This is a genomic window from Zemynaea arenosa (assembly GCF_004614185.1).
GTDB lineage: Bacteria > Pseudomonadota > Gammaproteobacteria > Burkholderiales > Burkholderiaceae_D > Telluria > Telluria arenosa.
In genome coordinates this window covers 26,219-34,249 of the sequence record NZ_SPVF01000254.1, presented here as the reverse complement: position 1 = coordinate 34,249, position 8,031 = coordinate 26,219, and the positions used below count along the sequence as shown (strand labels likewise).

Here is an 8,031-nt window from a genome sequence, read left to right as displayed (position 1 = left end):
ACTTGCAGCAGCGCGACCGCGCACTCGCCGAGGCGCGCCGCACCCGCGACGAAGCACAGGCCGCGCACGACCTGGCCGCGCAGCAGCGCGATGCCGCCCAGCACACCGCGCACACGGCCCAAACCACACTGACCGAGACCCGCGCGGCCGCTGCATCCGCGCACGAGCAGCTGGCCTTCATTCAGCGCTCGCTGGACGCATACTTGCAGGACCTGGATGCCGCCTTCGGCAGCATCAGGTGGCGTAATGAATGGTCCGCCGATCCCGCCGCCTTCCTGGACGCCAAGCGCGCCGTGGCCACGAAATGGGCCGAGTACTCGCAAGCGCAAGGCGATGACGCCAAGGTGCTGGTAGCGCTGGACATCGGCGTCGCCTCCGCGCAGGCGCGCCACGACACCAGTGCCATCAACCTGGCCGAGGTGCGCGCCCGCGCTGCCAAGGCGCGCGAAGCCCTCGACGGCGCCAAGGCGGCCCGGATGGAGCTCTTCGAGGGCAAGCCGGTGCGCGAGGTAGAACAGAAGCTCGCCGCCGCCATCGCCACCCGCAAAACGCAACTGGAATCGGCCCAAGTGGCCGCTGACGTGCTGCGCCAGACCGCCGCCCGCGCCGCCGAAGCACTGGTGCAGACCGAGGCGCGCGCGCAGCAGCAAGTGCAGGCACTGGAACAGGCCCACGTGGCCTTGACCGCATGGGTAAGCGCTTTCAACGCCGGGCCGGATGCAGCCGTCGCAACGCCGTCCGTGCCAGCGCCGCTGCGCGACGTCCCGCATCTGGAGCAGCTGCTGGCCCTGACGCTGGACGACATCGCCGCCGAGCGCACCGCACTTGCCGCTTTCGGCTCCGCAGTCGCCGCCGCCGAAACGGTGCTCGCCGAGCGCCGCACCCAGCGCGAACAGCACCAGTACACTTCACCGAACAGTTCCGCACAGTCCGCAGACACTCTCAGTACACTGATCCAGACAGTGGCCGCCGAATGGCAAACACTGAACGACGCTGTACTGGCCCAGCGCCTGCAACTGGCCCAGGACGACCAGCGACTCCAGGCCACCAGCGCCATGCAGGCCGATATCGCCGCCCAGCAGGAGGTCGAACGCCGCTGGGCGCGCATGAGCGACCTGATCGGCTCCGCCGACGGCAAGAAATTCCGCAACTACGCGCAGCAGTTCACGCTGGACGTGCTGCTCGGTTACGCCAACAGTCATCTCCAGCTCCTCGCGCGCCGCTACCGCCTGGAGCGGCTGGTGAGCACCACGGGCCCCTCGCTCGGCCTGGTGGTGCGCGACCAGGACATGGGCGGCGAGATCCGCTCCGTCAATACGCTGTCCGGCGGCGAGTCCTTCCTCGTCTCGCTGGCGCTGGCCCTGGGACTGGCGTCGCTGTCCTCCAACCGCGTGCGCGTCGAATCCCTGTTCATCGACGAAGGCTTCGGCTCACTGGACGCCGAAACCCTGCGCGTGGCCATGGATGCGCTGGACGGCCTGCAATCGATGGGCCGCAAGGTCGGCGTGATCAGCCACGTGCAGGAGATGACGGAACGGATCGCCGCCCGCATCCTGGTGCAGCCCGCGGGCGGTGGCCTGAGCATGATCTCCGTGCCGTAAAGTAGAATCCCATCCCTCGCATACCGAATTCAGCCAGAGCACACAAGAGAACACCATGTCCAAACCCGCCCGCTTCCTCACCTTCAAGTGCGACCACTGCGGCAAGCCCGTGAAAGTCCATCTGCAAAAAGTCTCGGCCTGCTCGCACATCCAGCCCTACCAAGGCATGTGCGACTGCGGCCAGCTCAAAAAGCACGCCACTGGCGACAAGCAGGCCGTCGAATCCTTCCTCGCGTCGGAAGACGGCCACTGGCACCACCACCACTGAGCTAAGCGCAAGCTCCAGGGCGCGGCCAACTCACCCCTCTCCAGGGGCTGCAGAGCCGCGCGGCCGTGCGGTACCTTCGTGGTTTTGACAACCCGTATCCACGCACCATGCCGACCTCCTCCCGCCGCCTGCTCGCCGCCACCCTCTTCCTCTCTGCCACAGCCTCCGCCCCGCTGCACGCCGCAGCCACCGCTCCCGCGCTGGACAAATACCTGCCCGCCAAGCTGGCCGGCTGGAAGACCGACGGCCCGTTCGACGACAACAAGATGTTCGACCACACCATCACCGTGACGCAGACCTACAGCGGCAAGGATTCCAGTGGCCTGGACATCACCTACTTCCGCGTACTGCCAACCGACCGTATCCGAGGCATCCCGCAATTCGAAAAGGCCCGCCTCGGCGAATTGCCCGAAGGCGAAGGCTTCGCCTCGCTGCAGACCATCAAGGACCGCAAGGCGCTGGTGGTCTACGCCAAGAACAGCAACGGCGGCAAACTGGAGATGGTCGCAGGCCGCTGCGTGATCACCATTTCCGGCCACGGCATCAAGCAGGACCACCTGATCGCCGCCGCCCAGGCCGTGGACACGAAAGCGCTGGACGCCGCCTGCAAATAACAGTCCTCACCCCGGCGCGGCGGGAACGGGCGGCCCGTATAATGGGCCCTTCGCCTCTCAGCTTCCCGCCCGCCATGTCCGCACCCGACCTCACCCAGCCCGCCACGATCACCTGGACCGAGGCCGGCCAGCAGCACAGCGCACGCTGGCATTCCGAGAGCGGCCTGCCGGCGCCCAAGCGCGTGGTGGTGGCCGACGACACCACGCCCGCGGACACCGCCTACCGCCTGGCCTGCGAAGGCACCGCCCTGTTGTGGCGCGGCGACTTCCAGAATGCGCGCCAGCTGCTGCAGGCGCTGGCCCGCCGCGCGGACCACAAGGGTGCCCACGGCCGTGGCAAGCGCGCCAAGCCAGCCAAGGTGCCGGCCTCGCTCACCGAGGCCTTCCACCTGCACCGCCAGGCCCAGTCCCAGCGCGCCCGCACGCTGGCGATGCTGCTGATTCCTTTCGAACCCGGCTACCGCATCCCGCTGCGCCGCACGCCGGACGTCAGCGCCGCGTGCACCGAAGCCTATGGCCCCGGGGACGACGCCTTCGTGATCTCGCTGCGCGAACTGCAGGGCGTAATCGGCGCGCATGAATGGCGCAAGAAAGGCGTCGAAATCCCGGCGCTGGACGGCCGCATCCACCCCTACTACGGCGTGTTCTCGCCCGTGCGCGGCGAATACGTAGACCTTGTGGCCCAGGCCCCGCTGCCGAAAGGCGTGCGCACCGCATTCGATATCGGCGTCGGCACCGGCGTGCTGTCGGCGGTGCTGGCGCACCGCGGCATCGAGCGTGTGGTCGGCACCGACCAGGATGCGCGCGCCCTCGCCTGCGCGCGCGACAACCTGCAGCGCCTCGGCCTCGCCGGCCGCGTGGATGTGATTGAGGCCGACCTGTTCCCGCCCGGCCGCGCGCAGCTCGTGGTCTGCAATCCGCCTTGGCTGCCGGGCCGTCCCAGCTCGTCGATCGAATACGCCGTGTATGACCCGGACAGCCGGATGCTGCGCGGCTTCCTCGGCGGCTTGAAGGACCATCTGGAACCTGGCGGCGAAGGCTGGCTGATACTGTCCGACTTCGCCGAGCACCTCGGCCTGCGCCCGCGCGCCGAGCTGCTCGCACTGATCGAGGCCGCAGGCCTGCAGGTGGCCGGGCGCCACGACATCCGCCCCGTTCACCCGCGCGCGAGCGATGCCACCGACCCGCTGCACGCCGCGCGCGCCGCAGAGGTCACATCGCTCTGGCGCCTTACTGTGCGCGCCTGACAACGATGGCCGCGCCGCCTTGCACCCGGCGCCGCCCATCGCGTACAATTCGCGCCGCAATCAACCCTGTCGCGTACCAGACAATGAGAGACAAGAAGGACATCGCGACCATCGAGCTTCCGGGCTTCTTTGAGGCGGCCCAGCTGCCGCTGTCGCTGCCCGAACCTCCCGCTTCCAAAAGGCCGCGCGCGCGCCGCGCTGGCCTCAAGCAGGAGCAGCTCTCCCTGCTGGAAGACACCGACATCACCGGCCTGCCCATCTGGCAGCGCGACGACTCACTCGACCTGACCGGACTGCCCGTCTGGGCACCCTGACCGGACCACACCATGACCGCCTTCTCCACCCTATCGCTTCCCGCCGCCTTCCTCGCGAACCTTGAAGCGCTCGGGTACAAGGAGATGACCGAGATCCAGGCCAAGGCCCTGCCACAGGTGCTGGCCGGGCGCGACGTGGTCGCGCAGGCCAAGACCGGCAGCGGGAAGACCGCGGCCTTCGGCATCGGCATCCTGCAGAAACTGAACCCGGCCTTCTTTAGCGTGCAGGCACTCGTCATGTGCCCCACGCGCGAGCTGGCGGACCAGGTGGCGCAGGAGCTGCGCCGCCTCGCGCGCTGGAAGCCGAACGTGAAGATCCTGACGCTGACCGGCGGCTCGCCCATGCGTCCGCAGACCGCGTCGCTGGAACACGGCGCGCACGTCGTGGTCGGCACGCCGGGCCGCATCCGCGACCACATCTCGCGCCGCACGCTGGACCTCTCCCGCGTGCAAACGCTGGTTCTGGACGAAGCGGACCGCATGACCGACATGGGCTTCTACGACGACATGGCCGCCATCGCCTGCGAGTGCCCGGCGGCACGCCAGACCCTGCTCTTCTCGGCCACCTACCAGGACGACATCCGCGAAGCCAGCGCGCCGTTCCTGGTCGACCCGGTCGAAGTGCTGGCCGAGGCCCGCCACGACAGCACGCAGATCGACCAGCGCTTCTACGAGATCGGCTTTGGCGAAGGCGAACGCGGAGCGGCCGTCACGCGCCTGCTCAAGCACTTCCGTCCAGTCTCCACGCTCGCCTTCTGCAACACCAAGGCGCGCTGCCGCGAGGTGGTCGAGATGCTGGCGGCGCAGGGCTTTTCGGCTCGCGCGCTACACGGCGAGATGGAGCAGCGCGAGCGCGACGAAACGCTGGTAGTGTTCGCGAACCGCAGCTGCTCGGTGCTGGTGGCAACCGACGTCGCCGCGCGCGGCCTCGATATCTCGGGACTCGATGCGGTCATCAACGTCGATATCTCGAAAGACCCGGAAGTCCACGTGCACCGCGTCGGCCGCACCGGCCGCGCAGGCAGCACCGGCCTGGCCCTGTCCCTGTGCGCGCCGAATGAAAAGAAGTGGGTGCAGCTGATCGAGACCATGCAGGGCATGCCCGCCGAATGGCACCCGCTGGCGGAACTGGATGAAGGCGAGCCGCACGTAGAACCGGCGCCAATGCGCACCCTGGTGCTCATGGGCGGCAAGCGCCACAAGCTGCGCCCCGGCGACGTACTGGGCGCGCTGACTGGCGACGCGGGCCTCACCCGCGAGCAGGTCGGGAAGATCAACGTCTTCGAATTCTCGACCTTTGTCGCGATCGAACGCAGCGTGGCCGGACAGGCCGTCCAGCGCCTGCAATCCCCGCAGGCGCCCGGCCCCGACTTCGCCGTCGTCAAGGGCCGCTACTTCAAGATGCGCTTCTTCTAGGACGCTGAGGCTTAAGCGTTGATGGTCGCCGGGAAGGTCGGCGGCTTGCGGTGCTGCGTGGCCTGCTCGTAGGCGTAGGCCAGCGCGATCAGCGTGGCCTCGCTCCACGCATCACCGACGAAGGACAGGCCCACCGGCAGCCCGCGGACATACCCAGCGGGCACCGTCACGTGCGGATAGCCCGCCACCGCTGCCGGTGACGAGAAGCTGGCACCGTAGTGGTCTCCATTGATGAAGTCCGTTAGCCACGCGAGGCCCCCGGTCGGCGCGACCAGCGCGTCGAGGCGCTGCTCCTTCATCACCTGGTCGATGCCTTCGGCGCGCGAGTAGCGCAGGTCGTTTTCCAGCGCGTCCTTGTACGCCTTGTCCTGCAGGCTGCCCTTGCCGTTCGCTGCGATCAGGTGCTCCTGGCCGAAGTACTGCAGCTCGCGGTCCTTGTGCTTGTCGTTGAAAGCGATGATGTCGGCCATGGTCTTGACCGAAGCATGCGGCGCGTACTCGGCGAGGTAAGCCTCAAGGTCCGGCTTGAACTCGTACAGCAGGACTTCCAGTTCGCTGTCGTCGTACTTGCCGTTATTCGGGATCTTCACGTCCACCAGTTCCGCACCCTGTGCCTTCAGCACCGCGAGTTCGCGTTCGATGAGCGCATTGACTTCGTTGTGCCGGCCGAAGAATTCACGCGCCACGCCGAGGCGCTTGCCCTTGAGCGCATTGCGGTCCAGCGCCTTGGTGTAGTCGGTGGCCTTGCCTGCGGCGGGTGCAGTGGCTGCGTCGGCGGCATCGGTTCCGGCCAGTGCGGTCAGCAGCGCCGCCGCATCTGCCACGCTGCGCGTCATCGGGCCCGCGGTGTCCTGCGAATGCGCGATGGGGATGATGCCACTGCGGCTCACGAGGCCAAGCGTGGGCTTGATACCGACGATGCCGCAGGTCGATGCGGGCGATACGATCGAACCATCGGTCTCGGTGCCCACGGCCAGCGTGGCCAGGGCCGCGGCGATGGCCGCGCCGGAGCCGGAGCTGGAGCCGCTCGTGTTGCGGTCCAGCGCATATGGATTGCGCGTGAGGCCACCGCGCCCGCTCCAGCCACTGGTGGAACGCGTCGAACGCATGTTGGCCCATTCGGAGAGATTGGTCTTGCCGAGGATGACGGCACCGGCCTTGCGCAGCTGGGCGGCGACGAAAGCATCCTTTTTCGCGCGAACGCCATCCAGCGCCAGTGAACCGGCGGTGGTGGCCATCGCATCACCGGTGGCGATATTGTCCTTGATGAGGACCGGAATACCATGCAGGGGGCCGCGCACCTTGCCCGCTTTGCGCTCGCGGTCCAAATCGGCGGCGATCTTCAGCGCATCGGGATTCAATTCGATGACGGCGTTCACGCGCGGACCGGCCTTGTCGACGGCCTTGATCCGGGCGAGGTACTTCGACACCAGCGCGTGCGAGGTCAGCTTCCCCGCCGCCATCGCAGCCTGCTGCTCGGCGACGCCTGCCTCCAGCAGCGCGTCCTGCGCCGGTGCTGCCGCCTGCGCGCTGCCGGCAATCCCTGCCCCGGCTGCCGCGCCCAGCACCGCGCCGATCCCGATGAATTCCCGCCGTTCCATGCAGTCTCCTTTGCAAAATCGAACTGGGCGAGCATAGCAGCGCCGGCCCCGTCCGGGCAACGCACGGTTGAAATCGGTTCAGCATCTTTTATGTTATTTTTGTCACAACATTGATGAGCACCCCAGACACATTTCCCGCATGACGCAAACCACCCTGCCCACGACCACCACCACGCAGACGATGGAATCATCGTCCAGCTGCGTTCTTCCCGACGACTATGCGAACCTGATCCTGCTCGGTGCCGGCAACATCACCGGCATCGGGAATGCCTACGACAACCGGATCATCGGAAACCTGGGCCAGAACACCCTGGCTGGCGGCGCAGGGAACGACGTGATCGAGACCGGCGGCGGCGCGGACCAGGTGGATGGCGGCACGGGCGTGGACACCGTGCTCCTGCCGGACCTCGACGGCGGCTACAACCTCGCCTGGATCGCGGGCGGGGCGGCGCTCACCGCCCGGGCCAACATCCACGAATACGTCACGGTCAAGAACGCGGAACATATCCAGGCGGGCCGGCTGCACGTGGCGTGGGCCAACGAGGGCCATGCGGACCAGGTGTATGGCCTGTACCAGGCGGCCTTCTACCGCAAGCCGGACGTGGAAGGGATGGGCTTCTGGCTGAACAAGTACAACGAGGGCACCAGCCTGACCACCATCGCGGCCGAGTTCATGAAGTCGGAGGAATTCAGCCGCCGCTTCCCGGGCGTGGCCGATGACACCGCGGACCTGGTGACGATGATGTACCACCACGTGCTGCACCGCGAACCGGACGCCGAGGGCTATGCGTACTGGAAGGGCGTGATGGACGCACACCTGATCGACAGCGCGCAGCTGCTGGTCTACTTTGCGGGCAGCGAGGAAAACCAGGTCAACATCGTCGGGTCGATGGCGCAGGGCTACGCCTATCTCCTGCCCGCGTAACATCGTCCGCCTGCGACGAGGCGAAAAAAAAGCGCAACCAAATGG

The 8,031-nt window shown here is 67.4% G+C and carries 8 protein-coding genes; 7 read left to right on the top strand and 1 reads right to left on the bottom strand.

Features of this window, described 5'->3' with window-relative positions; genetic code table 11:
- From E4L96_RS20710 to dbpA, 6 genes are all read left to right on the top strand, one after another.
- Positions 1–1,601, top strand: a 1,601-nt coding sequence (locus E4L96_RS20710) for an SbcC/MukB-like Walker B domain-containing protein (RefSeq protein ID WP_267874343.1), incomplete at its 5' end; no start/stop codon positions are given.
- A gap of 55 nt (positions 1,602–1,656) precedes the next feature.
- Positions 1,657–1,869 (top strand): hypothetical protein, encoded by a 213-nt coding sequence (locus E4L96_RS20705; protein ID WP_135209114.1) that lies wholly within the window; start codon positions 1,657–1,659, stop codon positions 1,867–1,869.
- Positions 1,870–1,976: 107 nt separating this feature from the next.
- Positions 1,977–2,483 (top strand): hypothetical protein, encoded by a 507-nt coding sequence (locus E4L96_RS20700; RefSeq protein WP_135209113.1) that lies wholly within the window; start codon positions 1,977–1,979, stop codon positions 2,481–2,483.
- 74 nt (positions 2,484–2,557) lie between these two features.
- Positions 2,558–3,730 (top strand): methyltransferase, encoded by a 1,173-nt coding sequence (locus E4L96_RS20695; protein WP_135209112.1) that lies wholly within the window; start codon positions 2,558–2,560, stop codon positions 3,728–3,730.
- 83 nt (positions 3,731–3,813) lie between these two features.
- Positions 3,814–4,044 carry a hypothetical protein gene (locus E4L96_RS20690; protein ID WP_135209111.1) on the top strand — a complete coding sequence of 77 codons (231 nt, stop codon included), beginning with the start codon at positions 3,814–3,816 and terminating at the stop codon, positions 4,042–4,044.
- 12 nt (positions 4,045–4,056) lie between these two features.
- The gene (dbpA, locus tag E4L96_RS20685; protein WP_135209110.1) at positions 4,057–5,460 is read left to right on the top strand and encodes an ATP-dependent RNA helicase DbpA; all 1,404 of its coding nucleotides are present in this window, start codon (positions 4,057–4,059) and stop codon (positions 5,458–5,460) included.
- An 11-nt stretch (positions 5,461–5,471) separates the two neighbouring features.
- Here dbpA and E4L96_RS20680 read toward each other — a convergent pair whose 3' ends face one another.
- A complete protein-coding gene (locus E4L96_RS20680) occupies positions 5,472–7,061 on the bottom strand; it encodes an amidase (RefSeq protein ID WP_135209109.1) in 1,590 nt (529 codons plus the stop codon).
- A 139-nt stretch (positions 7,062–7,200) separates the two neighbouring features.
- On the opposite strand from E4L96_RS20680, the gene E4L96_RS20675 reads away from it, so the two are divergent.
- Complete coding sequence (locus E4L96_RS20675; protein ID WP_135209108.1) at positions 7,201–7,986, top strand: DUF4214 domain-containing protein; 786 nt, start codon at positions 7,201–7,203, stop codon at positions 7,984–7,986.
- The last annotated feature ends 45 nt before the right edge of the window (positions 7,987–8,031 follow it).